Source organism: Agrobacterium sp. DKPNP3, assembly GCF_052686535.1.
In genome coordinates, this window is the sequence record NZ_JBQYSN010000072.1 from 1 (window position 1) to 25,816 (window position 25,816).

Here is a 25,816-nt window from a genome sequence, read left to right on the forward strand (position 1 = left end):
CCCCAGCCAGCCAGCGATCAACTCGCTGGCGCCGCTGGTGCGAAGACTGTCGCTGACGGGAATGAGGGCGGCGAGCATCACAAGGATCGGCCCATCGACGGATTTATAGACCTCGGTCAGCGGAATGGCGCCGACCACGATCATCAGGAAAGCAGCCGCGAAAAAGGCGACGGAGACCGGGACCAGCCCGCTGCCGGCGGCCAACATGGCGGCGGCAAGCACGATGACCGGCAGAAATGCGCGGCGCTGAACGCCAAGCAGGATTTCCCGCTGCGCCAGCGGCAGCAGCGAAAATTCCTGCAAGACCTGAGGCAGGTTCTTGCGGCCGCCCTGTAGAAGGATGACATCACCGGCCTGCAATGTCAGTTCCGACAGCCGCTGGCTGACGCGCTGACCGCGCCGGCTGACCGCGATGAGATTGACGCCGCGCGTATAGGAGAGCGCGAGTTCACGCGCCGAAATGCCGTTCAGAACCGATTCATTGCTGATGACGGCTTCCATCGAAATGAGGTCAGGCGCTTTCTGGCCGTTCTCCATCAGCGGCTTGCCCGAGAGAAGTAGCTTTGCCTGCGATACGATGCGATCGAGGCCCTCCGGGCTGCCTTCGAGCATAACGGTATCGCCCGCCTTCAGCTTCACGTCGGGGAAGGGCGAGATCCGCCTCGGTCCGCGCAGGATGGTGCTGGCAATGACATCGCCATCCGCCTGCTTGAGAAGCTCGCGCAGCGGCCTTTCCGAAAAGGTGCTGTCTGCGGGCAGCGTCGCTTCGGCTGTATAGGCGGATTGGTCGAGAATATCTTCCACCGAGGCCTTTTCCCGGTTGCGCACCGGCAGCAACCGGTAACCGAAGGTCAGGAAGATGATGCCGATGACGGTGAGGCCGGCCCCGACAGGCGTGAAGTCGAACATGGAGAAGCTTTGCCCCGTCATTTCTTCTCGCAGGCGGGAGACGACGATGTTTGGCGAGGTGCCGATCTGCGTCATCAGGCCGCCGAGAAGCGCGGCAAATGCCATGGGCATCAGATAATAGGAAACGGGGCTGCCGGACTTGCGGGCGAACTGAAAGGCAACCGGCATCATGATGGCGAGGGCGCCGATATTCTTGATGAAGGCCGACATGACGGCAACGACGATCATCAGAAAGGCAAGCTGCAGGCCTTTGGAGTGCATTTCGGGGAAATATTTTTTGATCGTCATGTCGACGATGCCTGAACGCGCCACCGCCGAACTGACCACCAGCGCGCTGCCGACGATGATGACGATATCATCGGAAAAACCCGAAAACGCCTTGTCGAAAGGCACGACGCCGAGTGCAATCGCCACCAGGAGCGCACTGCACGCGACCACGTCGTAACGGAACCTGTCCCAGATGAACGCGACCATCATGCCGGCGATGACGGTAAAGGCGAGAATCTGGTCTGTCGTCATGTTGGCTCATGCTTTCGAAGGTGAGGCACCGATAGAGGGCTCTATCGGTGATGACTTCGAAGAACGCAAGGTGGGGTGAGGCGGTTCCTTGGCTGGACCTGAAGGTTCATGCATTCTTCGTCATACCGGCCCTGAGCCGGTATCCAGCCGAGGCGCGTCTGCGCGGCCGGAAGGGTCTTTCCAGCCCAAGGACTTGGGCTGGCTGGATGCCGGATCAATTTCGGCATGACGGAGGAGAGTGCGATCAATGCACCGTTTTCGTCCCTGCCTTCTTGCGGCTTCTTGCATTGCGGGCCAGCATATTGAGCAGTTCCACCAACGCCGAAAACGCCATGGCAGCATAGACGTAGCCCTTGGGAACATGGAAGCCCATGCCTTCGGCGATCAGCGTCGTGCCGATCATCATCAGGAAGGCGAGCGCCAGCATGACGATGGTGGGATTGCGCTCGATGAAGTTGGCCAGCGGGGTTGCGGCCAGCAGCATCACTGTCACGGCGACGATGACGGCGACGATCATGATCGGCAGATGCGGTGTCATGCCGACGGCGGTGATGATACTGTCGACAGAGAAAACGAGGTCGAGCAGCAGAATCTGGCCGATGGCGGCGCCGAAATTCATCGCGGCCGGACCACCCACCATGTCTTCCTTGTGATCTTCCGGGTCGACATTGTGGTGAATTTCCTTGGTCGCCTTCCAGACGAGGAAGAGACCACCGGCGATCAGGATCATGTCCTTCCAGGAGAAGGGATGGCCAAAGGCTTCGAAGACCGGTGTTGTGAGCTGCACGATCCAGGCGACGGTGCCGAGCAGGCCAAGGCGCATGATGAGTGCGAGACCGATGCCGATCTTGCGGGCTTTTTCGCGCTGTTCGGGCGGCAGCTTGTTGGTGAGGATGGAGATGAAGATCAGGTTGTCGATGCCAAGCACGACCTCCATGACGATCAGCGTGACGAGCGCCACCCAGGCGGCGGGGTCGGACAGGAGAGGGAGAACGGACTCCATCAGGGAAATTTTCCTTTCAGCAACAAGGCCAACCGAATATTCGGTGGGTGGAATTTATAGCGCAATACGCGAGAAACAAGGAGATCGCGTCTCCGATGCGCATAATTTCATCGAAATTTCGCGCAGTCCGCGTATCGGCGCTTGCGCCGTTGCTGAATGATCTCAGGCCTTGTCGGTTCCGTAGGCGGCCATGAATACCCTGATGGCGCTGGCGATCACCCGGTCCAGCTCCTCTTCCGGAACCGGGCCGTCGATTTCGCCGAAGAGCCGCAGCTTGAAAAACGTGCCGGTGGAAAGCTCGATATATTGCCGCGCAGCCAGCTCCACATCATCCACTTTCAGGTGGCCAAGCGCGATGTGGTGCTCGATGAAATCCTGAAGCACGGTGCGGACATTGTTGGGCGCGGCGATGAAAAAACGCTGCGCGAGCTTGGGCATGCGGTCGATGACGCCGATAACCGAGCGCATGGCCGGGACCATGTCGGAACAGATCATCTTGTTCGCGAAGGCCTTGCCGAACTGTTTAAGGCCTTCGCGCACCTCCTCGGTGCCGGCCAGGATGTTGCGCATGGACGTTGCGAATTCCTGGCGATGCTGGTCGACGAGGGCCGCGAACAAATCCTCCTTGTTGGAGAAATAGACATAGATCGTGCCCTTGGAAACGCCGGCTTCCCGGGTGATGTCGTTCATGCTGGCCGCATCGAAGCCCTTGAGCTTGAACACGCGCCACGCGCCCGCCAGAATCTGGTCGCGTTTGGCCGGGTCTTCGCCTGCCGCAAAACGCCCGGCGGTGTTGCCCGGACAGACCGTTTCCGTTTCCGTGTCCATATCCCTGTCTTCGCCTGCCATCCCTGCCGCCTCATAGCACCACAACGGCGTAAAAAAAATTAACCGAACGTCGAACCAATCGGTTCGATAACACTTGATATGTGTCAGGAAAGAGATTAAGTCAATCGAACCGAACGGTTCAGTTCGAAAAACTTTCTTCAATCTATCACGGTACATTCTCATGTCGGCCCAGAAGAATAGCGCGGTTCGCGCCGTCAACGATGCGGAAGAGGCGGATATCTCCGCCAAGACCGAGACCTCTCCCGCAAAGCCGGCTGAGGCACCGGCTGCGCCGCCTGCTCAGACGACGGCTGCGCCGAAGCAGAAGAAGCGCTCGAAGCTTCTTCCCGTCATTGCGATCGCCTTGCTGGCTGGCGCCGGCTGGTACGGTTACAACTGGTGGGTCGATGGCCGCTTTCTGGTCTCGACGGATGATGCCTATATCGAAGGCGATATTGCCGTCATCGCGCCGAAGGTTTCGGGCTATGTCGCCAAGGTGAACGTCATCGAAAACCAGGAAGTCAAGGCGGGTGATCCGCTTGTGACGCTCGATGATGGCGACTATCGCATTGCTCTTGAGCAGGCCGAAGCGCAGATCCGCACCGAGGAACTGTCGCTGAAGCGTATCGACGCCCAGATCATTGGCGGCGAAGCGGCGCTCGAGCAGGCCGTCGCCCAGAAGGGCGCACTGGATGCCGCACTGCGTGGTGCGGAAATCACCCAGAAGCGCGCGAGCGAGCTGCAGGCGAAAGATGTCGGCACGGTCGCCGCGTCCGACAATGCGCAGGTCGCGCTCGATCAGGCAAAGGCGAATGCCGTGGCCGGCGATGCCGCCATCTCCTCCGCCAAGGCCAATGTCGAACTATTGCGCGCCCAGCGTGAGGAAGCCGAGAGCACGATCCGTTCGCTGCAGCTTTCCCGTGACAAGGCCGCCCGTGACCTGTCCTTTACGGTTCTGAAGGCGCCCTATGACGGCGTCATCGGCAATCTGGCGGTGCAGAACGGCGATCTCGTTTCTGTCGGCAAGCGCCTGGCTTCGCTGGTGCCGATGAACGAGCTTTATATCGACGCCAATTTCAAGGAAACGCAGCTTGCCCGCGTCGTGCCCGGTTCGAAGGTGCGCGTGCATGTCGATGCCTTTGACGATGCGACGATTGAAGGCACGGTGCAGTCGATCTCGCCCGGTTCGGGCTCGGTCTTCTCCATGCTGCCGCCGGAAAATGCGACAGGCAACTTCACCAAGGTCATCCAGCGCGTGCCGGTTCGTATCGTCTTCTCCAAGGAAGACCTCGCAAAGCACAATCTGCGCGCCGGCCTCAGCGTCGTTGTCGATGTCGATACCCGCACGGCGCCAGAAGGCACCAGAACGGCGCGAGTTAACCCGGAAGCCAAGTAAGGCGCGTCTCTGACGCACCGTTGAGGGCAAGATCATGGCGGCTACGGTTGTCGGTACGGGCGGGGCGTCCATCCCCGCCGATCCCCCGATGGACAGGCGCAGGCTCATCGCGTTCTTCGCGATGGTCTTCGGCATGTTCATGTCCATTCTCGACATTCAGATCGTCTCCGCCTCGCTTGCGGAAATCCAGGCCGGCCTCGGCGCCGGCTCGGATGAGATCGCCTGGGTGCAGACCTCCTATCTGATCGCCGAAGTGATCATGATCCCGCTGTCGGGCACGCTGGCGCGCATTCTCTCCACGCGCGTGCTGTTCGCCACCTGTGCGGCTGGCTTCACCATATCGAGCGCGCTTTGCGCCACCGCCACCAATATCGATCAGATGATCGTGTATCGTGCGATCCAGGGCTTTATCGGCGGCGGCATGATCCCGTCGGTCTTTGCGGCTGCCTTCACCATCTTCCCGCCATCGAAGCGTTCGGTCGTCTCACCAATCATCGGCCTAGTCGCCACGCTTGCACCCACCATCGGCCCGACGGTCGGCGGTTATCTTTCCAATGCCTTTTCCTGGCACTGGCTGTTCCTCGTCAACATCATTCCCGGCATCATCGTCACCATCCTGACTTGGAGCCTGATCGATTTCGACAAGCCGGAAAAGTCGCTCTGGAAGAAGTTCGACTGGTGGGGGCTGATCTCCATGGCGGTCTTCCTCGGCTCGCTGGAATATGTGCTGGAAGAGGGTAACAACAAGGACTGGTTCAACGACGAACACATCGTGCTGGGCTCGGTGGCCATGGCCATCGGTGCTGTCGTGTTCTTCTGGCGCGCCTTCAAGGTGGAATTCCCCGTGGTTGACATCCGCGCCTTTGCGGACCGCAACTTCTCGATCGGCTCGCTCTTCTCCTTCGTCATGGGCATAGGCCTTTATGGCCTGACCTATCTCTACCCGCTCTATCTCGGCCGGGTGAGGGGATATGATGCGCTGATGATCGGCGAGACCATGTTCGTGTCCGGTCTTGCCATGTTCTTCACCGCGCCGATTGCCGGCAAGGTTTCCACAAAGCTCGATCCCCGCGTCATGATGGCCATCGGCTTCATCAGCTTCGGTTGCGGCACCTGGATCATGACGCATGTGACGACGGACTGGGATTTCTATGAGCTGCTGATCCCGCAGATCCTGCGCGGTTTCGGGCTGATGATGTGCATGGTGCCGATCAACAACATCGCGCTCGGCACGCTGCCGCCCGCGCGTATCCGCAATGCGTCCGGCCTGTTCAACCTTACCCGTAACCTCGGCGGCGCCGTCGGCCTTGCCGTCATCAACACCATGCTGTCGCAGCGCACGGATGACCATTATGTGCGGCTGGCCGAACATATCAGCTATTCCAACCCGAAGGCGCTGGAATGGCTGAACAGTGTCGGCGCCAACTATGATTCCTACGGGCTGGATGGTGCCTCCGTCGCGGTCAAGAAAATGGTCGGCATGGTCTCGCAGCAGGCCTGGATATTGGCCTTCGCCGATGTGTTCTTCGCGCTGACGATTTTGTTCGGCAGCCTGATCTTCATGACGATCCTGATCCAGAAACCCAAGGCAGCGCCGCCACCAGACGCGGCGCACTGATAAAATCCCCTCCCATCCACCGCAGAGCTGGGGCCGTTGGAAACAACGGCCCCTTTTTTCTGCCTGTTGGCGAGCGGTTGCCGCGTGTTTCTTCTCCCCCTCGGGGAGAAGAAACACGCGGCAACGCGGGCGAGAGAACACCGACGGATCGCCCTCTTGCATCGAAATATGAGGTACGTACATCATTTTTCGATTTACGGCGGCGGCAAAGCTGGATATGCAAGGGGAGGGAGGAGCAATGAAGCCGACAGTTCACGATATCGCCGAGCGGGCGGGCGTCAGTCTGGCCACGATCGATCGGGTGCTGAACATGCGCCCAGGCGTGCATGCGGCCACCCGGGCGCGGGTGGAAGCCGCCATTGCCGAACTGGGTTACGTGCGCGATATCGCGGCCGCCAACCTGGCCAAGGGCCGTAATTATTCGATGGTCTTCATCCTGCCCGGCAATGATAACTCCTTCATGGCGACGCTGCGCGCCGAGGTGCGGGCCGCCGCGAGCCGTTCGCATCTGGAGCGCACGGCAATACGCGTCATAGAGGTCCCGCCCTTCAATGCATCGGCGCTGACGGAGGCGCTTGAGGTGGCCCGGCGGGAGAAGCCGTCGGGTGTGGCTTTCGTCGCCACCGATTCTGAAGATGTGGCCGAGGCTGCGGACCGGCTCGCCGATGATGGCATTGCCACGGTGACGCTGGTGTCGGACCTGTCGGGGTCGCGCCGCGACCATTATGCCGGTGTCGATAACGTCGCGGCCGGGCGCACGGCGGCGAGCCTGATGGGGCGTTTCCTTTCAGGGCGCGTCGGCGATGTCGCCGTTGTCGCCGGCTCCATGTTGGTGCGTGACCACCGCGAGCGTCTGGAAGGGTTTCGCACCGTCATCGAAAACGAATTTCCGCAGGTGCGGCTGCTGCCGGTTCTTGAGGGTAGGGATGATCCGCTCACCGTCGAGACGCTGGTGCGCGAGGCGCTTGGCAATGCAACCCTTGCCGGCATTTACAGCCTCGGTGCCGGTAATCGAGGCCTCATCAAGGCGCTTGGCGCCGCCGATGGTGAAAGACCACTTTCCGTCATCGCCCATGAACTCACGGAAAACACTGCCAGTGCGCTGCGGCAGGGGCTGCTCGATGCCGTGCTCAACCAGGATGCCGGCCACGAGGTGCGTAGCGCCATCCGCGTCCTGAAGGCGCGCGCCGATGGCCTGCCCGTTATCGCCGCGCAGGAACGTATCCGTATCGACATCTTCCTTAGGGACAATCTTCCCTGAAGAGAACATTGTGAAGGAGAGGTCGCCGCCGGCTCTGCGCCCGGCGGCGACGTCCAGAAAACCGCATGAACTTTGGCGCATGGCGCGCCGGAATGGAGAAATATATGTATCTCGGTCTCGATCTTGGCACTTCAGGCGTCAAAGCCCTGCTGATGGACGGCGATCAGAAAATCATCGGCTCGGCCAACGGCTCGCTCGATGTTTCGCGCCCGCATCACGGCTGGTCGGAACAGGACCCTGCCGATTGGATTGCCGCGACAAAAACCGCCGTTGCCGGCCTGAAGCAGAAGTTTCCAAAAGAGCTTGCCGCGGTGAAGGGCATCGGCCTTTCCGGCCAGATGCACGGCGCAACACTTGTCGATGCCGATGGCAAGGTGCTGCGCCCCTGCATCCTGTGGAACGACACGCGTTCCCACGCTGAAGCTGCCGCACTCGACGCCGATCCGCGTTTCCGAAAGATAACCGGCAATATTGTCTTCCCCGGCTTTACTGCACCGAAGCTTGCCTGGGTGGCGAAGAACGAACCCGAGATCTTCGCGAAAGTGGCCAAGGTACTGCTGCCGAAGGATTATCTGCGTCTCTGGCTGACCGGCGAATATATCTCGGAAATGTCCGACTCCGCCGGCACCTCATGGCTCGACACCGGTGCACGCAAATGGTCTTCCGAGCTGCTTGCCGCGACGGGACTCGATGAAAAGCATATGCCGTCTCTGGTGGAAGGCACGGATGAGGCGGGCGTTCTGCGCGCGGAGCTGGCTTCCGAATGGGGGATTTCCGGCCGCGCCGTCGTTGCCGGTGGGGCGGGCGACAATGCGGCCTCCGCCTGCGGCATGGGCACGGTGAAGGAAGGCCACGCCTTCGTCTCGCTCGGCACATCCGGCGTGCTTTTCGCCGCCAATGCCTCCTATCTGCCGAAGCCGGAAAGCGCCGTGCATGCTTTCTGCCACGCGCTGCCAAACACCTGGCACCAGATGGGAGTCATCCTTTCCGCCACGGATGCGCTGAATTGGTATTCGCGCCTGACAGGCCAATCCGCCGCCGATCTGACCGGCGAACTGGGCGAAACGCTGCTTGCCCCGACCGGCGTCACCTTCGCGCCCTATCTTTCCGGCGAGCGCACACCGCACAACGACGCCGCCATCCGCGGCTCCTTCATCGGCCTTTCACATGAAAGCGACCGCAAGGCGCTGACCCAGGCCGTGCTTGAGGGTGTGACCTTCGCGATCAGGGACAATCTCGAAGCACTGAAATCCGCCGGCACCTCAATTTCCCGCGTCACCGCCATCGGCGGCGGTTCACGCTCGGGCTATTGGCTGGCCTCGATCGCCACGTCGCTTGGCGTGCCCGTCGATATTCCGGCGGAAGGCGATTTCGGTGCGGCCTTCGGCGCGGCGCGTCTCGGCCTGATTGCTGCGACCGGGGCTGATCCGGTGGCGGTGTGCTCGCAGCCGGAAACGGCGCGGACGATTGAGCCCGTGGCTGATCTGGCCGGTGCCTATGCGGAGGCTTATCGGCGGTACCATGCGCTTTATCCGGCTATTCGGGCGCTTTCGCAGTGAGGTGTCGAGGGGGGTAAGCGGCAAACGCTGACCTTAATTTTCAAACACCATCCAAACCCACCCCAAGAGGAGGAACCACCCAATGAGCACAGGCTTCTTCGGCGATATCGCCAAGATCAAATATGAAGGCCCCGATAGCACCAATCCGCTGGCCTTCCGCCATTACAACCCTGACGAAATCGTCGCCGGCAAGCGCATGGAAGATCACTTGCGTTTTGCGGTTGCCTATTGGCACACCTTCACCTGGCCGGGTGGTGACCCCTTCGGTGGCCAGACTTTCGAGCGCCCGTGGTTCGAAGACAGCATGCAGGCCGCGAAACTGAAAGCGGACGTGGCCTTCGAATTTTTCTCGCTGCTCGGTTCGCCGTTCTATTGCTTCCATGATGCCGACGTACGGCCGGAAGGCAAAAACTTCGCCGAAAACACCAGGAACCTCAACGAGATCGTTGATTATTTCGCGCAGAAGCAGGCCGATACCGGCGTGAAGCTGCTGTGGGGCACGGCCAACCTCTTCTCTAACCGCCGCTTCATGTCGGGTGCTGCAACCAATCCGGACCCGGATGTTTTCGCTTTCTCCGCCGCAACGGTGAAGACCTGCATGGACGCCACCAAGAAGCTTGGCGGCGCGAACTACGTTCTGTGGGGCGGCCGCGAAGGTTACGAGACCCTGCTCAACACCGATCTTTCCCGCGAGCTCGACCAGCTTGGCCGCTTCCTCAATCTGGTGGTGGAATATAAATACAAGATCGGTTTCGAAGGTACGATCCTGATCGAGCCGAAGCCGCAGGAGCCGACCAAGCACCAGTACGACTATGACGTCGCCACCGTTTATGCCTTCCTGCAGAAGAACGGTCTCGACAAGGAAGTGAAGGTCAATATCGAGCAGGGCCACGCCATCCTCGCCGGCCATTCCTTTGAGCATGAGCTCGCCATGGCCAACGCCTTCGGCATTTTCGGGTCCATCGACATGAACCGCAACGATTACCAGTCCGGTTGGGATACCGACCAGTTCCCCAACAACGTGCCGGAAATGGCGCTCGCCTATTATCATGTTCTTGCTGGCGGCGGCTTCAAGAATGGCGGCACCAACTTCGATTCCAAGCTGCGTCGCCAGTCGCTCGATCCGCAGGACCTGCTGATCGGCCATATCGGCGGCATGGATTGCTGCGCTCGTGGCCTGAAGGCAGCGGCGAAGATGATCGAGGACGGCGCATTGTCGAAGCCGCTCAAGGAGCGCTACGCCAAGTGGGATTCGCCGCAAGCCCAGAAGATGCTGCGCGGCGAGCTGAAGCTCGACGAGATCGCGGCACTGGTCGAGCGCGAGGATATCAATCCCGAGCCGAAATCGGGTCGTCAGGAATATCTCGAAAACGTCGTCAACCGTTACGTTTAAGCATAACGTTCCAAGCTCGTGTGGGGCGGCGGATCTGGCCGCCGCTCCCGTTTTTTCCGTTGCGAAATGTTTCTACCATTTGCAGGTTTTGAGCTTGATCGCGAAGTCCTTAACTTCCTGTACGAAATCTCCTCCGCCTGAGACAATCTCCAGTTCGAAATCGGCGAGTTCTTCTCCGGCGGTTGCCTGTTTCACCACAGCACCCAGATCCGCGAGACCGGCTTTGATCTGATCCGGCGTCAGCGAAAAACCACGCGCGGCCGCATCGGCCCCGATCGCCTCGGCAAGTTCGGCCTCGTTGGTGATATTGGCGAAGCGGGCAAGTGTTGCCGTATCTTTGCGGATCTGTGCGTAATAGGCGGCGGCCTGTGTGGTCGTCATGTCTCTGCTCCCGTTGCGATAGAGCGTTTGCGGTGAAGGAAGGTTCAGCGGAAACGCTCTCATTCCATGTTTTCATGAATGCCAGGCGCAAGAGCGTGATGCGCTCCTGCGCCTGGGTTCAGGCAATCTGCGGCACTGGAGGTTCCGCTGGCCAACTCCATATTCGGCGACAAAAACACTTTGTGACAGGCTGATGAGCTATGCTGGAGCCTCCAGGCGCTATGCATTCAAAGTCATCGTCGTCGGCACCGATGCGGTGGAGACCGTGCTGCCAGTTTTTCGATCCGCAGGACCTGCCCATCGGCATATCGGCGGCTTCGATTGTGCGCGCGCTCTGGAGGCAGCGGCGAAGATGATCGAGGACGGCGCGTTGTCGAAGCCGCTCAAGGAGCGCTACGCCAAGTGGGATTCGCTGCAAGCCCAGAAGATGCTGCGCGGGGAGCTGTAGCTCGATGAGATCGCGGCACTGGTCGAGCGCGAGGATATCAATCCCGAGCCAAAATCCGGTCGCCGGGAATATCTGGAAAACGTCGTCAATCCTCACGTTTGACATCGACAAGAGGGCAGCGTCAGCGCTGCCCTCTTGCGCATCGGCGAAGGGTTACCCGCAGGCGGGCCCTTTACCGGGGGAATGGTTCGACATGTCCACATCCGCGCCCGTTTTTCGGCGGCGTGGCGCCAGGATTTGCGCTAGCATTCTTCCATGATGCTGTTCAAACGCCCCGACACCGAAACGCTTTACGCCGCCCTCGTGGCCAAGGACCCCGCCTATGAAGGCGTGGCTTATGTCTGCGTGACGTCCACCAAAATCTTCTGCCGCTTCACCTGCACGGCGCGCAAACCGAAAATCGAGAATTGCCGCTTTCGGGAAACCATCGCCGAATGCCTTGAAGCGGGTTTCCGGCCCTGCAAGCGTTGCAAGCCGATGTTGTCCTACGGCGCGGCCGACGAGACGGTCGCCTCGCTGCTGGCGGCGCTTGAGGAAGACCCGGCGCGGCGCTGGAGAGAGGATGATATCGTGGCGCTCGGCCATGATCCATCGACGGTCCGGCGCGCGTTCAAGCGCCGTTTCGGCATGAGCTTTCTGGAAATCGCCCGCTTGAGGCGGCTTGGCGATGCGGCTGAGAGCATTGCCTCCGGCGAAGCGGTGATTGGTGCGCAGATCGATGCCGGATACGAGTCCGGCAGCGGTTTTCGCGCGGCCATCAACCAGTTCTTCGGGACCTCGCCAGCTGCCATGAAAGGCAAGGGCTTCCTTAAGGGCGCCTGGATCGACACGCCTGTTGGCCCGATGCTCGCCGTTGCCGACGATCACGCCCTGCATCTGCTTGAATTTGCCGACCGTCCGGCACTGCCTGCCGAACTGAAACGGCTGAAGACGCGCACCGGCGCGGACATGGTGCTTGGCCGCACGGCCGTGACCGAAACGATCGAAGCAGAACTTGAGGCATATTTCGCGGGCCGCTCTGCGAATTTCGAAACCCGGCTTGCCGGCCACGGCACGGCTTTCGAGCGCGATGTCTGGCGGAACCTGCGGGCCATTCCAGTGGGCAGGATCGTCAGCTACTCCTCGCTCGCAACATCCATGGAAAGGCCGTCGGCCGTGCGTGCCGTCGCCCGCGCCAACGGCGCAAACCAGATCGCCATCGTCATTCCCTGCCACCGCGTGATCGGCGCCGATGGCAGCCTGACCGGCTATGGCGGCGGGCTGTGGCGCAAGAGGTGGCTGATCGAGCATGAGCGACGCATGGCCGAGCGGCTGGCACGGGAAATGCCGCTTGCTTCGTGAGCGGGCTGGGTGTTGGCAAAGGGCCGCCCTTTCATACCTTGGCGAGGGGGTAAACCAATCGCCAACGCGAGTAATCGAAACCAGCATTCAATCCGGCAGGTTCGGCACCACCTTGCGCGACGGGAACAGCTCGCGCGTCACCGTCATGGCAATGAGCGATAGCGGCAGGGCAAGCATTGCGCCGGCTGCGCCCCACATCCACGTCCAAAAGATGATCATGACGAAAACGAGGAAGGGATTGATCTCCATGTTGCGGCCAACGACCGCCGGGAAGGCAAGATTTTCCATCAACAGGTGAATGGTGAAAAAGACGCCCGCCGGCAGCAGTGCAAGGATCATGTTGTCATGGGTGATGATGCCCGCGACGGTGAGCGATATGGTCATCAATGTAATGCCGAGAAAAGGGATAAAGCTCGAAAGAAAGGCAAACAGCCCCCAGAGAAGCGGCATGGCGAGACCGCCGAAATAGGCGATGACGATCATCGTGACGCCCAGTGCGGCGTAGATGAGGCTAGCCGTCGCGAAATAGGTGCCCAGCACCTTTTCCACCGAGCCGATGATGCGAATGGTTCTCAGCCTTTGATGGCGTGCCGGAAAGGCCATGATGAGAGCCTTGCGCAGGCGCAGGCGGCTGTAGAGAAACATCAGCAGCGCCGCAAGGAAGATGAGGCCCTGAACAATCGCCGGTGTGACGTTTGCGCCAAGCAGGGAGATGATTTCACCGCTCCGCGACAGCAGAGATTCCATCGACATCGAGCCCATGCTGAAGGTGGCGGCGGATATATTCAACCAACGAAAATTTTCGACGTAGGGCAGGAAGCGGTCGATGCTGCGCTCGATCAGGGCGGGGCCCTCCGTTGCCAGTTGCGAGACCGGATCGATCAGCGAATTCACCACGAAGAAGATGACGGCGGCAACTAGGCTCGACAGGATGATGGCAACGCCTGCGCCGGGAATGCCGTAGGAGGCCAGTTTTTCGGCCGAGATGCCGAGGATCATGCCAACGACAACAGCCATGACGACGGGCATGAGGATCATCGACAATTCATGGATGACCGCCATGGACATGATCAGGAAAATGCCGATGACCGACCAGGCAACAAAAACGTCGAGCGCCTCGCGGCCCAGCGGCTGCTGGCTGCGCGCGTCGTCCCGTTGCGACACCGATGCGGGTGTCGCAAGAGGATCAGCGTGGTCTGCGATCAAGGTCGCAGGGCCGGCGTGATCCGGTTTGGCATTCTCATTCATCGGACTATCCCCCAATAAGGCGATTAACGTCCGAGAAATCCGGCGGTTCCGGGGCTGCGCAAATTTCAGCGGCCCCGCTGTCTAGCCTTATGCGGACAGCTTCAGGCCGATGCCCCAGGGGTCTTTCACGACGATCCCGTCGCTTTGCCTTTCCGTGGCAATTTCAAGTCGGTCGAGCGCGGAAATTGCCTGCTCGAGCGCGGCCGGTTCGTTGAATTTCAGCGAGTAGCCGGAAAGGCCGGTCATGTTGTCCTTGCGGGCCACGGCACCGCGGCTGTTCCAGATATTGGCGGCAACGTGGTGGTGGTAGGCGCCCGACCCGAAGAAACTCGCGCCCGGATAACGCGCCATGATCTTCAGCCCCAGCACATCCTGATAAAATTCATCCGCCTGCGGAATATTGCCGACCTGCAGATGGATGTGGCCTATGGCTGTTCCATCCGCAGCACCCGTGAAGGCCGTCTTCGGCGCGCTGTCGTAAAGTGCCTGAAGGTTGAGGCCGAGTGTCGCCATCTCGACGGTGCCGTCGGGCTGGTAGGTCCATTCGTCAGGGGAACGATCGCGATAGACCTCGATGCCGTTGCCTTCGGGGTCGGCGAGATAGATCGCCTCGCTGACCAGATGATCGGAGGCGCCCTGGAGCTGGATATTGTTATGGGCGGCATGCGCCAGCCAGTGGGCGAGATCACTCCGGCTCGGCATCAGGAAGGCGGTGTGGAACAGCCCGGCAGCGTTGCGCGGCGCGCGTTCCGCCGAGGTGGAGGTGGAGAGGGTCAGCAGCGGCTGGCCGCCGACACCAAGCACTTCGCCGCTCGCATTCTTTTCCAGAACCGAGAGTCCGATGATCTTCTGGTAGAAGTCGGAAACACGCGGCAGATCGTGAACGACGAGGTGCGCCTGACCGACATAAGCCGGCCGCGTCAGGGCGAATTGTTTGATTTCACTCATCTTGATCTCCATATTGAATCCGACGCCCCGTGTGGGCGGATCGGTCGCCGAAGGATCGGCCGACGCCGCTTTGCGGCGTTTGTCGAAGGCGAATATGGGCTGCTTTCGTCGTTCAGAAAAGATCGCCTGCAGACGATTGACTGTCCACTATTTGTTGACAATGAAGCTCGTCGGCCTCTTGCGGCTTTGACTTCGATCAAGGCAAAGGCCGCGCTGGCGAGGAATGATGAGCGAGACGGAAATAACGGATCAAGCCACAGGAGACAGCCATGTACAAGAAGATCATCGTACCGGTAGACCTCAGCGCCACCGACAAGGGAGAAAAAATCCTCGAAAAGGCCAAGGCGTTGCTGGACCCGGACGGCGAGATCGTTCTCATCAATGTTGTCGAGGAGCTGCCGGGTTACATGGCAATCGATCTGCCTGTGGACCTCATCGAAAATGCCATCAAGGACGCCAAGGTGAAACTCGCCGACCTCAAGGCTAGAAGCGGTTTCAGGGGTAGCCATGAAATCAGAAGCGGTGCGCCCGCGCGGGAAATCATCGCCGCTGCCGAGGAGCACAAGGCTGACCTGATCATCATCGCCTCGCACACGCCTGATTTTACCAACTACTTCATCGGTGCAACGGCCGACCGCGTGGTGCGACACGCCAAATGCTCGGTGCTGGTGGATCGATAGGCCTGACGTTCCAGAGGGGGCGGGCAGGGTTACAGCCCCCAGGCATTTCCAGGAAAAGTAAAATCCGGTTTCCGTCCGGAAATGCGACAAGCAAGAAGATGGGCTGGAGGAAAGATCATGAATGTCGACAGTTACGAGAAAATCCTGCGGGATCGTCAGCGCGAGCTTTACCGCCGCCTGCATAAGATCGAGGCCGACTTCGAAGAGCCGCGCAATCCCGACGATGACGATCGCGCAACCGAACGCAGCAATGACGAGGTGCTGGACGAGATGGGACAAGCGGGTCAGGACGAGCTGCGCGCCATCGACGCTGCCCTAGACCGCATCGCGAACGGCACCTTCGGCATCTGTGTCAAATGCGGCAAGCGGATTTCGGAGGATCGGCTAAAGGCTGTGCCTTATACGCCGTTCTGCCGGGAATGCGCGGCGGCTTTGTGAGGGGTGAACGACCTTTCCTCCGTCATGCCGGACCTGATCCGGCATCCAGCCGACGCGCGTCTGCGCGGCGAGAGAGTTCTTCCAGCCCGAGGACTTGGGCTGGCTGGATACCGGCTCAGGGCCGGTATGACGGTGTGTAGGTACGACAACCTGAAAACTCATCCTTATCGCCAGGGAACGTCGCCTGCCCCCAACCTCTCCTTTCGCAACAGCCTCGGACGCAATTTGATCGGCGTTAACCGACCGCTGTCTTGTTCCTGTCTAATATTGCCGTCATGCTTCCCTCAAAGCACGCAGACAGGAATGAGAAATGAGCGAGATGTGGCGGTTTGGGCGCCAGTATGATTTTCACGAGATTGTCGCCGATGGCATCGTCCATGGGGTCGGCATCGTCTTTGCGCTGATCGGCGCGACCGCGCTGATCTTCTATGCGATGACATGGGGCAGCATCAGTGCGATTGCCGCCGCGTGGATTTATGGTCTCGGTCTCGTTGCCTGCCTCTCCGTGTCCTTCACCTACAATATCTGGCCTCACTCCAACGTAAAATGGTTCCTGCGCCGCCTCGACCATTCGGCCATCTTCATCCTCATCGCGGCAACCTATACGCCGTTTTTGATGCGTGGCATCCACGATCCCCTGATTGCCGTCATGCTGGGGCTGATCTGGCTTGCCGCCATCTGCGGCATCCTGCTCAAATGCGTGTTTCCCGGCCGCTATGACCGTGTCGCGATTGGCCTTTATCTCGCCATGGGCTGGAGCGGCGTCATGGTTGTCGGCCCTCTGTCGTCGCATCTCGCCCCGCTCACGCTGTGGCTGATCGTCGCCGGCGGCGTTATCTATTCACTCGGTGTCATCTTCCATGTGTGGGAGAAGCTGCGTTTCCAGAACGCCATCTGGCACGCCTTCGTGGTCGCGGCCGCTGCGGTTCATTATGTTGCTGTCGTCACCGCCTTCAGCCTCGTTCCGCTCGCATCCTGACGCGGCGCACTGGACATCGCTCCGTTTCATCGCTTAAGGCTCGTCGCAGGAGCTGCCGCCTTTCCGCGTCCGCTTGTTCAGAACGATGAGGCAAAGCACTATGACCGTGGAACTGCGCGATGCGACCGTTGATGACCTCTGCGGGATCATGGAGATTTACAACGACGCCGTGGTGAATACGACGGCGATCTGGAACGAGGTCGTGGTTGATCTGGACAACCGCAAGGAATGGTTTTCCGCCCGCAGATCACGCGGATTTCCCGTCATCGTCGCCATTCTCGAGGGCAAGGTTGCCGGCTATGCTTCCTATGGCGACTGGCGCGCCTTTGACGGTTATCGCCACACCCGCGAACATTCGGTCTATGTGCATAAGGATGCGCGTGGCCATGGCATTGGCAAGCGGCTGATGCGGGCGTTGATCGATCATGCCGCCGGTAACGACGTGCATGTGCTGATCGCCGCCATCGAATCGGAAAACACCGCCTCGATCCGCCTGCATGAAAGTCTGGGCTTCACCGTTGCGGGCCGGTTTTCCGAGGTGGGCACCAAGTTTGGCCGCTGGCTGGATTTGACGTGCATGGAACTGAAGCTGGGGTGAAAGCCATCTGTGGAACGGGCGATGGCCGATTGTTTCTGCTCCCCACCGGGGAGAAGAAACTCGCGGCACGGTCTTGCCACTCAAACCGGCTCGAACACCATCGAATGGCCGTTGATGCAGTAGCGAAGACCTGTGGGCGGCGGGCCGTCGGGGAAGACGTGGCCGAGGTGGCCGCCGCAATTGGCGCAGCGGATTTCCGTGCGCACCATGCCATGGCTCGCATCGCGATGTTCGGTCACGGCCCCCGGCTTCACCGGCTCGAAATAGCTCGGCCAGCCGCAGCCGGCGTCGAATTTCGTGTCGGAGAGGAAAAGCGGCTCGTCGCATGCGGCGCAGCGATAGAGGCCCTTCTGGAATGTATCCCAATAGGGACCGGTGAAGGCGCGCTCCGTGCCGTGTTCGCGCAGGATGCGATATTGTTCCGGCGTCAGCTGCTCACGCCATTCGGCATCGGTCTTGTTCACTTTGGGGGATGTCAGATCGCTCATGGAATGATCCTTTCTGTTCCCGCCTCAAATAATCATCGCTGAGGCGGATTGAAAGGGGAGGCGGGTCATAACGCTTTCGTTATGAAGCGGACGGACCGATTTCGGTTGAGATGCCCGTATCTATGCCTTAACTGAAAAACGAATCTAAGAAGACTGCCGCTTGAGTGGCGCGGGGATGGGGGACATCCCGGGAGATGTGAATGACACCAGATGTCACGCCGCTGACATTCCTGTCGCTGTTTTTGCCGTTCCTGGCAGCGCTTGCCGCGCCTGCACTGGTGAAACGGTTCGGTCATAACGCGGCCTGGATCATCGCCATCGCGCCGGCTTTGGCGTTCCTCCATTTTGCGCGGATGCTGCCGGAGGTCGCAGCTGGTGGCGTGGTGACGGGCGGTTACGCCTGGGTGCCGAGTTTCAATCTCAGCTTCTCCTGGTTCATCGACGGCCTGTCGCTCACCTTTGCGTTGCTGATCACGGGCATCGGCATGCTGGTCGTCCTTTATGCGGGCGGTTACATGAAAGGCCACCCGCAGCAGGGCCGTTTCCTGTCCTTCCTGCTGCTCTTCATGGGGGCAATGCTCGGCGTCGTCGTCTCAGACAGCCTGCTGATGCTCTTCGTTTTCTGGGAGCTCACCTCCATCACATCCTTCCTGCTGATCGGGTTCGATCATGAGCGGGCCGCCTCGCGCCGCGCCGCGCTACAGGCGCTGGTGGTGACCGGCGGCGGTGGTCTGCTGCTGCTTGCCGGGCTGATCTTCATCTGGGACATCAGCGGTATCACGCAATTGTCGATGCTGGTACGCGGCGGCGATGTGCTGCGCGACAGCCCGTTTTATCTGGCGGCTCTGCTTCTGGTTCTCGGCGGCGCCTTTACCAAATCCGCGCAGTTTCCCTTCCATTTCTGGCTGCCCAACGCCATGGAAGCGCCAACGCCTGTCTCGGCCTATCTGCATTCGGCGACCATGGTGAAGGCCGGCGTTTATCTGCTGATGCGCCTCAACCCGGTTCTCGGCGATACGGCCGCCTGGCAGATCCTGCTGCCGTTTTTCGGCGGGCTGACGATGCTCACAGGCGCGCTGCTCGCCGTGCGCCAGACAGACCTGAAGCTGATGCTTGCCTATACCACGGTGTCGTCGCTCGGCCTCCTGGTCATGCTCACGGGCTTCGGGTCTGCTCACGCCATAGAGGCGGCGGTGCTTTATCTTGTCGCGCATTCCCTGTTCAAGGGCGCGCTGTTCATGGTCGCCGGCATTATCGATCACGAGACCGGCACGCGTGACGTGACGAAGCTCGGTGGCCTGCGAAAAGCCATGCCGATCACCTTTGCGGCAGCGCTGGCGGCGGCGATTTCCATGGCTGGCCTGCCCCCTTTCTTCGGCTTCCTCGCCAAGGAGGAGATTTATTATGCGCTGGCGCATGCCAATCCGCGCGCCGTGCTGTTTACCGGGATTGCTCTCATCGGCAACGCGCTGATGTTCGCCGTCGCCTTTGCCGTCGCGCTGAAACCCTTCCTTGGCAAGCCGGTCAAAACCCCGAAACACGCCCATGAAGGCCCGGTTCTGCTGTGGCTCGGCCCGGCGCTCCTGGCGCTGAAGGGGCTGACGATTGCACTTTTTTCCGCCGTTGCGCATTTTTACATCTCCACCCCCATGGCGAGCGCCATTGCGGGCGAGGCGCGGCCGGTGGAAATCTCGCTGATCCCGCATATCGGCGTGCCGCTTGGCCTGTCGTTGCTGACCATCGCACTCGGCATCGTCCTTTGTAACAAGCTTTCCACCCTGCGCAGCCTGATGGACCGCAGCTTCAAGGCACTGGGGGCGGGGCCGGACAGAGGCTTTGACGTCTTCATCGAAATGCTGGTGCGGATGTCCTTCCACGTCACGCGGCTCATCCAGCCGGGCAGGCTGGAATTTTACGTCACCGCCACCTTCGCCGTCATCGCTGCCGTGCTGCTGGTGCCGCTGTTCCTTTATGACGAGCTACCGTCCATGCCAGCCTGGCCGGGTGATATGCAAATCCATGAGCTGACATTCATCGTCATTGCGGTGGCCGGTCTCGTTGCGGTGCTGACGGCGTCGAGCCGGCTCACGGCCATCATCGCGCTCGGCATCCAGGGCTTTGCGGTCGCCGTCATCTTCCTGCTGTTCGGCGCGCCTGATCTGTCATTCACGCAGTTCATGGTCGAGACGTTGTCGGTGGTCATCCTCACGCTGGTGATGACGCGGCTTCGCCTGTCACCGTCAGACCACCGCGGCCTTGGCCAGAAGCTGCTCGATAGCACCATCGCCATTGCCTGCGGAATAGGCTTTGCCCTGTTCCTGATGCGGGCGACGCAGGCGAGCTTCGACAACCGCCTGACCGAGTTCTACAACACCTATTCCAAGGTCATCGCCCACGGGGCGAATGTGGTCAACGTCATCATCGTCGACTTCCGCGGCACGGATACGCTCGGTGAAATCGCGGTCGTGATGATAACCGGCCTCGCCATCCTTGCGCTCATCCGCATTCGGCCGACCGCCGCTATCAAAGGTCCGGCGAAATCAGCGAAGAAAAAGGGAGCACGCGCATGAATACGCTTATCCTGCGCACCATTGCCCCCGTGGTTACCAGTCTGATGGTGCTCTTTTCCATCTTTGTGCTGCTGCGCGGCCACAACGAGCCCGGCGGCGGCTTTATCGGCGGTTTGATCGCTGTGTCGGCACTGGCGATTTATGGCATCGCTTACGGCGTTTCGGCGGTTCGCCGGGCGATTGTGTTTCATCCGCTGGCCATTGCCGGGGCAGGGCTGCTGGCTTCGATGCTTTCGGGCCTGGTGTCGATGGCGGCTGGCGTTCCCTTCATGACAGGGCTCTGGATCTATCCGAACCTGTTGGGGGTGGAGATTCCTCTCTCCACCGTCATGTCCTTCGATATTGGCGTCTATCTTGTCGTGGTTGGCGCCATCACATCCATTGCACTTGCGCTGGAAGAAAGGGATAGCGACTGATGGAAGCGGTCTTCTCGATTCTCGTCGGCATCTTCTTTTCGGTGGCGATCTATCTCATGCTGTCGCGTCACAGCATCCGTGTGCTGCTCGGCATCGCCATTCTCGGCAATGCGGTGAACCTGCTGCTGTTCACCGCAGGCCGGTTGACGCGCGAGGTGCCGCCGATCATTCCGCCGGGCCTGGACACGCTGCCCGCAGGTGCGGCCAATCCGCTGCCGCAGGCGCTTATCCTCACGGCCATCGTGATTTCCTTTTCCTTCTTCTGTTTTCTCCTGGTGCTGACCTGGCGTGCATTTCAGGAACTGCAGACCGACGACACGGACGAAATGCGCACCGCAGAACCGGCAGGCGAGCCCCTGCCGCCGCTCGGTTATTGAGCGGCGAGGCTGAGACACCATGGCATCCTCCACCACATCGGCAGTTACCGATCTCTCCGCAGCGCTCGTCACGGCACCCGTGCCGCTCGCAGACTGGCTGATCATCCTTCCCATCGCGCTTTGCATCGGTGCGGGCGCGGTGCTGATGATGATGCGCCACGCGATCCGCCATCACGCCACGGTTGCCATCGCGGCGCTCGTCCTGCTGGTCGTGCTCGATGCCGCGCTCTTGTGGAAGGTCGCGACTGGAGGCCCCTTCACCATGGTCATGGGTCGGTGGCTGCCACCCTTCGGCATTGCCTTTACCGCTGATCTCACGGGCGCACTTTTGTCGCTTGCCGCCGCCATCGTGGCGCTGGCAGGGGCGATCCATGCCGGTGCGGATATCGACGCCAGCGGCCGGCGCTATGGTTTTTATCCCTTCCTGATGCTGCTGATGGCCGGCGTGACAGGCGCTTTCCTGACCGGCGACATCTTCAACCTCTATGTCTGGTTCGAGGTGCTGCTGATCTCGTCCTTCGGCCTCATCGTGCTCGGTTCCACCCGCGAGCAGATCGACGGCGCGCTGAAATATGCCATTCTGAACCTTATCGGCACCACCTTGTTCCTGATCACGGTCGGTTATCTCTATGCCATCTTCGGCACGCTCAACATGGCCGATATCGCCCAGAAAGCGACACAACTGCGTGGCGCCGCGCCGCTGATGACGCTTGCGAGCCTCTTCGCGCTCGCCTTTGCCATGAAAGCGGCCGCCTTCCCGGTGAATTTCTGGTTGCCGGCCTCTTACCACACGCCGCGGATCGTCGTTTCCGCGCTTTTCGGCGGCCTGCTCACCAAGGTCGGTATCTATGCCCTGCTGCGCGTCATGGTCATGCTGTTTCCGGTCGAGCGGGAAGAACTCAGCATCGTCATCGCCATCTCCGCCGCACTTACCATGGTGCTCGGCGCGATGGGCGCGCTTGCCCAGAACGATATCCGCCGCATGCTCGGCTACATCGTCATCTCGGGCATCGGCTACATGATGGCCGGCATTGCTATCGGCACGCCATCAGGCGTGTCAGGCGCGATCTTCTACGCGCTGCATTCCATGGTGCTGATGACGGCGCTTTATCTTGCCGCAGGCCACGCCGCCCGGCTTGGCGGCAGCTTTACCCTGACCAATCTCGGCGGCCTCTACCGGCAAGCCCCCTGGTTTTCGGCCTTGGTGCTGGCCCTGTTCTTTGCCGGCTCCGGCCTGCCGCCCTTTACCGGCTTCTGGCCGAAGGCCATCCTGGTCAAGTCCGCCATCGACATCGGCGCATGGTGGCTCGCCGCCGCCATCCTTGTGTCCGGCTTCATCGCGACAATCGCCTTCGGGCGGGTCTTCCTTCTGTGTTTCTGGCGTCCGGCTCCGGCCATTGCCGGCAAGACCTCCGGCCAGCCGCCGGCAGCATCGTCACCGGCCCCTTCTGTCGCGCCGCTGGTGGGGCTAACGCTGCTTGTCGTCATCTTCGGGCTGTTCCCGGAAAGCCTGCTGAATCTCAGCCAGCAGGCGGCCGCAGGCCTCGGTAACCCACAGGCCTATATCCAGTCGGTCTTTTCAGAAGGAGGCAGACCATGAGCCTCTATGTCTCGCTGATGGTGATGTTTGTCGGCGTATGGCTTGCGGTCACCGGCAGCTTCACGCTCGCAAACGCAGCCTTTGCCGTCATCGTTTCGGCCCTTTCGCTTGGCCTCATCCGGCACCAGCTCCCGACGGGGCGTCGCCGGCCGCCGAGGGTGTGGCGGATCTTGTCGCTGACGCTGCTATTCTTCAAGGAACTGGCGCTTTCGGCCTGGAAGGTCGCGGTGCTCGTCACCCGTCCGAAACTTGACGTGCAGCCCGGAATCTTCGCCTATCCGCTGACGGTGCAGACGGATTTCGAAATCACGCTGCTGGCCAACCTTATCACGCTCACGCCAGGCACGCTCTCCGTCGACGTTTCGCCGGACAGAAAGACGCTTTACGTGCACGCGATCGACTGCAGCGATATCGAAGCGACGAGAAAAGATATTCGCGACGGTTTTGAAAGAAAGATCATGGAGGCGTTCCAGTCATGACGCCGGAACAGCTGGTTTCATTTTCAACTATACTCGCATCGATTGTTCTCTCAGTCGCCTTTTTGCTGACGGTCTACCGTGTCGTCGTCGGGCCGACCTTGCCGGATCGCATCGTTGCGCTCGACATGCTGGTGGGTATCGCCATCGGGTTCATCGCCGTCATCGCCATCCGGACCGGTTTTAACCTCTACGTGGATATTGCCATTGCGCTTGGGCTAGTCGGCTTTCTGGCAACGGTCGCCTTTGCCCGCTTCGTGCTGTCACGCGGGCCGGACGGGCCGCGGCGGCCGAAGGCGGTTCTTGACGGTGAGAGGGCATCCGAAGCTCTTGAGAAGACGATGGAATCAGGTTCCGGCGCAAAAAAAGGAAAGGGCAGACGATGATGGCTTGGATCGTGGCTGGGCTCGTTGTGGCGCTGACGATTACGGGCGCCATCTTCTCGCTGATTGCGGCAATCGGGCTCAATCGCCTGCCGGATGTCTATACGCGCATGCATGCGGCCTCCAAGGCGGGAACGGTCGGGTCGGGCCTGCTGCTTCTGGCCGTCGGCATCCATTCCATGGAAATAGCGACATTGGCGCGGGCGCTCGCGGGCTTCTTTTTCTTCATTCTGACGGCCCCGGTTTCGGCCCACCTTCTCGCAATGGCTGCTCACAAGGCAGGTTATCCGCTCGCAGTAAAATCTGTAGTTGATCACCTCAAGCAGATTTGAAGTTGAAATCCCCCTAAATAAATGGGGGTGCGCATTTTGGATTAATACTTGTGATAGTATTTTATAACCCGTGATTTTTTGTATTGAGATTAGACTGTTTTGAACTGAAAAATTCATAATAGGAATTTGACTTTTGCTGTTTTGCTGGTATCCAAATTAAGTGTAAAGTTGCTTATCGCGATTTGCATTTTGCCTCGTCATGAACGGCATAGGTATTTTATTAATGCCTAATCTATGGATATCAGGTCCATTGCTGCCCATGTCGCGGGCCATAAGTTGAATCTCGGTTCAATTCGTTTCCGGTTTCGCTCGAAATCTAGGGGTAGGTTTCATGTTGGTATCAACAGGGCGAGGGTGGGGCGCCGGGTAACTTCACATCGCTCGATGCAGCGCTTGCGCGCTTCAGGGGATAAATAAACAGGAGATACTTAAATGACGGAAACTGCATACGGTAACGCCCAGGATCTGCTGGTCGAACTGACGGCGGATATTGTGGCTGCCTATGTTAGCAACCACGTCGTTCCGGTAACTGAGCTTCCCGGCCTTATTTCGGATGTTCACACGGCACTCAGCGGAACATCGGCACCGGCATCGGTGGCGGTCAATGTCGAAAAGCAGAAGCCAGCCGTCTCTGTTCGCAAGTCGGTTCAGGACGATCACATCGTCTGTCTGGAATGCGGCGGCTCGTTCAAGTCACTCAAGCGCCATCTGACGACGCATCACAGCATGACGCCGGAAGAATATCGCGAAAAATGGGATCTGGCGACCGACTATCCGATGGTTGCGCCCGCTTACGCGGAAGCCCGCTCGCGGCTCGCCAAGGAAATGGGTCTCGGCCAGCGCCGCAAGGCCAGCCGTTGATTTTACTTCGGGGTCGGCGAAGCTGGTTTTATCCTCGCCGCGGAGTTGGTGGGTAGAAGGCTACCCCCAGCCCGCTGTCGCCACCTTCTCCCCGCGGGGAGAGGGCGGCAAGGCGGATTTGCCCGCTCCAGATGTTTCGTTGGGAGACTTCGTTCCATCTTATGGATAGTCAGCCGGTCGTCAGACCGGCTTTTTTGTTGGCGCGCACGAATTTTTAGAGGAAAAAAATCCTCATTTTCTGCCATCAATCTTTCGAAAATTCAGGCGTTTCAATGGCATAATCCTTCGATTAAAATTTGCACTTCCCCGTACTTGTTCGCAGGTGTATGAATTAATTCCTATTCGTAGAGGAGTTGCATATGCCGTCGGATTCTCAAGTTCCGTCTGCCGCCGCGCGGCCTTGCCGGCGGCTTGGTCACCCGCCTTTCCATCCCCGGCCACCGGCGGTCGGCAGGGAGGAGGTTACCCGTCTTTGCCGTCTGGTACGGCAACTCACCGTCGAGATGGTGCAACTGACGGGCGACCGGACCCTGCCGCGCCGTGACATGAGACGCATGGATTGTCACATCCGCCAGATCGCCATGTATGTCTGCCATGTGCAGCTCGGCATCGCGATGTCCGATATCGGGCCCTGCTTCGGCCGGGACCGGACGACGGTCGGTCATGCCTGCCAGGTGGTCGAGGACCGCCGTGACGAGCCGGCATTCGATGCCTTCGTCGCTACGCTTGAGCGGCTTGCCGCCGGCATTCTCAATGTGTTGAGGGG

26 protein-coding genes and 1 pseudogene are annotated in these 25,816 nt (G+C 60.1%); 20 read left to right on the forward strand and 7 right to left on the reverse strand.

What is annotated here, in order from left to right; translation table 11 throughout:
• The 3 genes from ACUTJJ_RS18120 to ACUTJJ_RS18130 all read right to left on the reverse strand — a co-directional run.
• The coding region (locus ACUTJJ_RS18120; protein WP_445542992.1) for an SLC13 family permease at positions 1-1,428 on the reverse strand (1,428 nt) is incomplete at its 3' end.
• A gap of 244 nt (positions 1,429-1,672) precedes the next feature.
• Entirely contained in the window at positions 1,673-2,431 is a 759-nt protein-coding gene (locus ACUTJJ_RS18125; protein ID WP_063950905.1) for a TerC family protein, read from the reverse strand.
• Between the two features lie 162 nt (positions 2,432-2,593).
• Positions 2,594-3,280: a TetR/AcrR family transcriptional regulator gene (locus tag ACUTJJ_RS18130; RefSeq protein ID WP_063950906.1), complete on the reverse strand. Its 687-nt coding sequence runs from the start codon at positions 3,278-3,280 to the stop codon at positions 2,594-2,596.
• 160 nt (positions 3,281-3,440) lie between these two features.
• Here ACUTJJ_RS18130 and ACUTJJ_RS18135 point away from each other — a divergent pair, with 160 nt between their 5' ends.
• The 5 genes from ACUTJJ_RS18135 (at position 3,441) to xylA (ending at position 10,486) form a co-directional block, all read left to right on the forward strand.
• Positions 3,441-4,655 carry an HlyD family secretion protein gene (locus tag ACUTJJ_RS18135; protein WP_445542993.1) on the forward strand — a complete coding sequence of 405 codons (1,215 nt, stop codon included), beginning with the start codon at positions 3,441-3,443 and terminating at the stop codon, positions 4,653-4,655.
• 34 nt (positions 4,656-4,689) lie between these two features.
• Positions 4,690-6,273, forward strand: a complete 1,584-nt coding sequence (locus ACUTJJ_RS18140; protein ID WP_144575315.1) for a DHA2 family efflux MFS transporter permease subunit — start codon at positions 4,690-4,692, stop codon at positions 6,271-6,273.
• Positions 6,274-6,511: 238 nt separating this feature from the next.
• Positions 6,512-7,534 carry a LacI family DNA-binding transcriptional regulator gene (locus tag ACUTJJ_RS18145; protein ID WP_445542994.1) on the forward strand — a complete coding sequence of 341 codons (1,023 nt, stop codon included), beginning with the start codon at positions 6,512-6,514 and terminating at the stop codon, positions 7,532-7,534.
• A gap of 104 nt (positions 7,535-7,638) precedes the next feature.
• The gene (gene xylB / locus ACUTJJ_RS18150; protein ID WP_445543002.1) at positions 7,639-9,093 is read left to right on the forward strand and encodes a xylulokinase; all 1,455 of its coding nucleotides are present in this window, start codon (positions 7,639-7,641) and stop codon (positions 9,091-9,093) included.
• Positions 9,094-9,175: 82 nt separating this feature from the next.
• On the forward strand, positions 9,176-10,486 hold the full coding sequence (gene xylA, locus ACUTJJ_RS18155) for a xylose isomerase (protein WP_445542995.1): 1,311 nt from the start codon (positions 9,176-9,178) through the stop codon (positions 10,484-10,486).
• 72 nt (positions 10,487-10,558) lie between these two features.
• Here xylA and ACUTJJ_RS18160 read toward each other — a convergent pair whose 3' ends face one another.
• Positions 10,559-10,867: a hypothetical protein gene (locus tag ACUTJJ_RS18160; protein WP_144575309.1), complete on the reverse strand. Its 309-nt coding sequence runs from the start codon at positions 10,865-10,867 to the stop codon at positions 10,559-10,561.
• Between the two features lie 272 nt (positions 10,868-11,139).
• Between ACUTJJ_RS18160 and ACUTJJ_RS18165 the strand changes: the two are divergent.
• Positions 11,140-11,417, forward strand: a pseudogene (locus ACUTJJ_RS18165) (xylose isomerase); the annotation flags it as partial.
• A gap of 153 nt (positions 11,418-11,570) precedes the next feature.
• Positions 11,571-12,656 (forward strand): bifunctional transcriptional activator/DNA repair enzyme AdaA, encoded by a 1,086-nt coding sequence (locus ACUTJJ_RS18170; protein WP_445542996.1) that lies wholly within the window; start codon positions 11,571-11,573, stop codon positions 12,654-12,656.
• Positions 12,657-12,743: 87 nt separating this feature from the next.
• Here ACUTJJ_RS18170 and ACUTJJ_RS18175 read toward each other — a convergent pair whose 3' ends face one another.
• Both ACUTJJ_RS18175 and ACUTJJ_RS18180 read right to left on the reverse strand, forming a co-directional pair.
• A complete protein-coding gene (locus tag ACUTJJ_RS18175) occupies positions 12,744-13,904 on the reverse strand; it encodes an AI-2E family transporter (RefSeq protein WP_063950915.1) in 1,161 nt (386 codons plus the stop codon).
• A gap of 87 nt (positions 13,905-13,991) precedes the next feature.
• Complete coding sequence (locus ACUTJJ_RS18180) at positions 13,992-14,852, reverse strand: VOC family protein (protein WP_445542997.1); 861 nt, start codon at positions 14,850-14,852, stop codon at positions 13,992-13,994.
• Between the two features lie 269 nt (positions 14,853-15,121).
• Between ACUTJJ_RS18180 and ACUTJJ_RS18185 the strand changes: the two genes are divergently transcribed.
• From ACUTJJ_RS18185 to ACUTJJ_RS18200, 4 genes are all read left to right on the forward strand, one after another.
• The gene (locus tag ACUTJJ_RS18185) at positions 15,122-15,532 is read left to right on the forward strand and encodes a universal stress protein (RefSeq protein ID WP_445542998.1); all 411 of its coding nucleotides are present in this window, start codon (positions 15,122-15,124) and stop codon (positions 15,530-15,532) included.
• 117 nt (positions 15,533-15,649) lie between these two features.
• The gene (locus ACUTJJ_RS18190; protein WP_404493946.1) at positions 15,650-15,970 is read left to right on the forward strand and encodes a TraR/DksA family transcriptional regulator; all 321 of its coding nucleotides are present in this window, start codon (positions 15,650-15,652) and stop codon (positions 15,968-15,970) included.
• Between the two features lie 310 nt (positions 15,971-16,280).
• A complete protein-coding gene (gene trhA, locus ACUTJJ_RS18195) occupies positions 16,281-16,949 on the forward strand; it encodes a PAQR family membrane homeostasis protein TrhA (RefSeq protein WP_404493945.1) in 669 nt (222 codons plus the stop codon).
• A gap of 100 nt (positions 16,950-17,049) precedes the next feature.
• Positions 17,050-17,547, forward strand: coding sequence for a GNAT family N-acetyltransferase (locus ACUTJJ_RS18200; RefSeq protein WP_296064646.1), 498 nt, complete (start codon positions 17,050-17,052; stop codon positions 17,545-17,547).
• A gap of 80 nt (positions 17,548-17,627) precedes the next feature.
• On the opposite strand, the gene msrB is transcribed toward ACUTJJ_RS18200, so the two are convergent.
• Positions 17,628-18,035, reverse strand: coding sequence for a peptide-methionine (R)-S-oxide reductase MsrB (gene msrB / locus ACUTJJ_RS18205; protein ID WP_063950920.1), 408 nt, complete (start codon positions 18,033-18,035; stop codon positions 17,628-17,630).
• A gap of 200 nt (positions 18,036-18,235) precedes the next feature.
• Here msrB and ACUTJJ_RS18210 point away from each other — a divergent pair, with 200 nt between their 5' ends.
• From ACUTJJ_RS18210 to ACUTJJ_RS18250, 9 genes are all read left to right on the forward strand, one after another.
• Positions 18,236-20,605: a putative monovalent cation/H+ antiporter subunit A gene (locus ACUTJJ_RS18210; protein WP_445542999.1), complete on the forward strand. Its 2,370-nt coding sequence runs from the start codon at positions 18,236-18,238 to the stop codon at positions 20,603-20,605.
• Positions 20,602-21,021 (forward strand): Na(+)/H(+) antiporter subunit B, encoded by a 420-nt coding sequence (locus ACUTJJ_RS18215; protein ID WP_063950922.1) that lies wholly within the window; start codon positions 20,602-20,604, stop codon positions 21,019-21,021. Before ACUTJJ_RS18210 ends, ACUTJJ_RS18215 begins: the two co-directional genes overlap by 4 nt.
• On the forward strand, positions 21,021-21,398 hold the full coding sequence (locus ACUTJJ_RS18220; protein ID WP_063950923.1) for a Na+/H+ antiporter subunit C: 378 nt from the start codon (positions 21,021-21,023) through the stop codon (positions 21,396-21,398). Before ACUTJJ_RS18215 ends, ACUTJJ_RS18220 begins: the two co-directional genes overlap by 1 nt.
• A 19-nt stretch (positions 21,399-21,417) precedes the next feature.
• Complete coding sequence (locus tag ACUTJJ_RS18225) at positions 21,418-22,998, forward strand: Na+/H+ antiporter subunit D (RefSeq protein ID WP_144575284.1); 1,581 nt, start codon at positions 21,418-21,420, stop codon at positions 22,996-22,998.
• Positions 22,995-23,477, forward strand: coding sequence for a Na+/H+ antiporter subunit E (locus ACUTJJ_RS18230; RefSeq protein ID WP_296064632.1), 483 nt, complete (start codon positions 22,995-22,997; stop codon positions 23,475-23,477). The genes ACUTJJ_RS18225 and ACUTJJ_RS18230 overlap by 4 nt, the downstream gene beginning before the upstream one ends.
• The gene (locus ACUTJJ_RS18235; protein ID WP_209089243.1) at positions 23,474-23,860 is read left to right on the forward strand and encodes a cation:proton antiporter; all 387 of its coding nucleotides are present in this window, start codon (positions 23,474-23,476) and stop codon (positions 23,858-23,860) included. Before ACUTJJ_RS18230 ends, ACUTJJ_RS18235 begins: the two co-directional genes overlap by 4 nt.
• Complete coding sequence (mnhG, locus tag ACUTJJ_RS18240; protein ID WP_445543000.1) at positions 23,857-24,189, forward strand: monovalent cation/H(+) antiporter subunit G; 333 nt, start codon at positions 23,857-23,859, stop codon at positions 24,187-24,189. Before ACUTJJ_RS18235 ends, mnhG begins: the two co-directional genes overlap by 4 nt.
• Before the next feature lie 432 nt (positions 24,190-24,621).
• Positions 24,622-25,050 carry a MucR family transcriptional regulator Ros gene (gene ros, locus ACUTJJ_RS18245; protein WP_063950928.1) on the forward strand — a complete coding sequence of 143 codons (429 nt, stop codon included), beginning with the start codon at positions 24,622-24,624 and terminating at the stop codon, positions 25,048-25,050.
• Between the two features lie 359 nt (positions 25,051-25,409).
• Positions 25,410-25,816 (forward strand): helix-turn-helix domain-containing protein (locus ACUTJJ_RS18250; RefSeq protein ID WP_445543001.1); only part of this gene is annotated, 407 nt, incomplete at its 3' end.

Coding starts and splice junctions, on each gene's coding strand:
- ACUTJJ_RS18135 (WP_445542993.1), top strand. CDS start 3,441: ATGTCGGCCCAGAAGAATAGCGCGGTTCGCGCCGTCAACGATGCGGAA.
- ACUTJJ_RS18185 (WP_445542998.1), top strand. CDS start 15,122: ATGTACAAGAAGATCATCGTACCGGTAGACCTCAGCGCCACCGACAAG.
- ACUTJJ_RS18235 (WP_209089243.1), top strand. CDS start 23,474: ATGACGCCGGAACAGCTGGTTTCATTTTCAACTATACTCGCATCGATT.
- ACUTJJ_RS18170 (WP_445542996.1), top strand. CDS start 11,571: ATGATGCTGTTCAAACGCCCCGACACCGAAACGCTTTACGCCGCCCTC.
- ACUTJJ_RS18220 (WP_063950923.1), top strand. CDS start 21,021: ATGGAAGCGGTCTTCTCGATTCTCGTCGGCATCTTCTTTTCGGTGGCG.
- ACUTJJ_RS18230 (WP_296064632.1), top strand. CDS start 22,995: ATGAGCCTCTATGTCTCGCTGATGGTGATGTTTGTCGGCGTATGGCTT.
- msrB (WP_063950920.1), bottom strand. CDS start 18,035: ATGAGCGATCTGACATCCCCCAAAGTGAACAAGACCGATGCCGAATGG.
- ACUTJJ_RS18130 (WP_063950906.1), bottom strand. CDS start 3,280: ATGGCAGGCGAAGACAGGGATATGGACACGGAAACGGAAACGGTCTGT.
- mnhG (WP_445543000.1), top strand. CDS start 23,857: ATGATGGCTTGGATCGTGGCTGGGCTCGTTGTGGCGCTGACGATTACG.
- ACUTJJ_RS18200 (WP_296064646.1), top strand. CDS start 17,050: ATGACCGTGGAACTGCGCGATGCGACCGTTGATGACCTCTGCGGGATC.
- ACUTJJ_RS18210 (WP_445542999.1), top strand. CDS start 18,236: ATGACACCAGATGTCACGCCGCTGACATTCCTGTCGCTGTTTTTGCCG.
- ACUTJJ_RS18180 (WP_445542997.1), bottom strand. CDS start 14,852: ATGAGTGAAATCAAACAATTCGCCCTGACGCGGCCGGCTTATGTCGGT.
- ros (WP_063950928.1), top strand. CDS start 24,622: ATGACGGAAACTGCATACGGTAACGCCCAGGATCTGCTGGTCGAACTG.
- trhA (WP_404493945.1), top strand. CDS start 16,281: ATGAGCGAGATGTGGCGGTTTGGGCGCCAGTATGATTTTCACGAGATT.
- ACUTJJ_RS18190 (WP_404493946.1), top strand. CDS start 15,650: ATGAATGTCGACAGTTACGAGAAAATCCTGCGGGATCGTCAGCGCGAG.
- ACUTJJ_RS18225 (WP_144575284.1), top strand. CDS start 21,418: ATGGCATCCTCCACCACATCGGCAGTTACCGATCTCTCCGCAGCGCTC.
- ACUTJJ_RS18215 (WP_063950922.1), top strand. CDS start 20,602: ATGAATACGCTTATCCTGCGCACCATTGCCCCCGTGGTTACCAGTCTG.
- xylA (WP_445542995.1), top strand. CDS start 9,176: ATGAGCACAGGCTTCTTCGGCGATATCGCCAAGATCAAATATGAAGGC.
- ACUTJJ_RS18175 (WP_063950915.1), bottom strand. CDS start 13,904: ATGAATGAGAATGCCAAACCGGATCACGCCGGCCCTGCGACCTTGATC.
- ACUTJJ_RS18160 (WP_144575309.1), bottom strand. CDS start 10,867: ATGACGACCACACAGGCCGCCGCCTATTACGCACAGATCCGCAAAGAT.
- ACUTJJ_RS18140 (WP_144575315.1), top strand. CDS start 4,690: ATGGCGGCTACGGTTGTCGGTACGGGCGGGGCGTCCATCCCCGCCGAT.
- ACUTJJ_RS18145 (WP_445542994.1), top strand. CDS start 6,512: ATGAAGCCGACAGTTCACGATATCGCCGAGCGGGCGGGCGTCAGTCTG.
- ACUTJJ_RS18125 (WP_063950905.1), bottom strand. CDS start 2,431: ATGGAGTCCGTTCTCCCTCTCCTGTCCGACCCCGCCGCCTGGGTGGCG.
- xylB (WP_445543002.1), top strand. CDS start 7,639: ATGTATCTCGGTCTCGATCTTGGCACTTCAGGCGTCAAAGCCCTGCTG.